Source organism: Micromonospora sp. AMSO1212t (assembly GCF_008868145.1).
Classification (GTDB): domain Bacteria; phylum Actinomycetota; class Actinomycetes; order Mycobacteriales; family Micromonosporaceae; genus Micromonospora; species Micromonospora tulbaghiae.
Genome location: NZ_WBKS01000281.1, coordinates 1 through 517 on the forward strand (window position 1 = coordinate 1; position 517 = coordinate 517).

A 517-nucleotide genomic window follows, 5' to 3' on the forward strand; every position below is an offset into this window, starting at 1 on the left:
TGGGGCGTTGTTGGAACACCCCGATGGAGTCGTGGTCGTTGCGGGTGCCTAGATGGGGCAGGTTGCGGAGGCTGGATTCCTGCATGGCGGTGGCGACGGCGATGACCCAGCCCCATCGAGGGATGCCCTTGGTGACGCCGGTGTCGATGATGGTCGCGGCTACGTCAACTTGCTCAGCATCCCAGGCGCCGACGGTAGGCGGTCGCCCGGAGGGACGCATGTTGGGTGTGGCGGCGATGCCGCACCCCCTGGAGTCGTCGCCCATGACGGCCGTCAGCAGGAGCATGGGCAGGCCGAGGCAGGAAACGACGACGAGGCTGACAATGCCGGTGATGGCTCTAGTCATGGAGGCGGCCTCTCAATACGGCTGGCGATGGCTGATCGGACAGGGACAGTCGGGAGCGCTTGTCGGCGGTGGAGCGGACAGGTGCGCGGAGGGCTTCCAAGGTGGTGAAGCGGAGAATGACCGTGGGCCGCCCACGTAGGCGTCCACCTCGAGCTGCTCGATCAGCCGATG

1 pseudogene is annotated in these 517 nt (G+C 66.5%); it reads right to left on the minus strand.

Features of this window, described 5'->3' with window-relative positions:
* Positions 1–346: pseudogene (locus tag F8279_RS29815) on the minus strand (glycoside hydrolase); the annotation flags it as partial.
* Positions 347–517 lie beyond the last annotated feature (171 nt).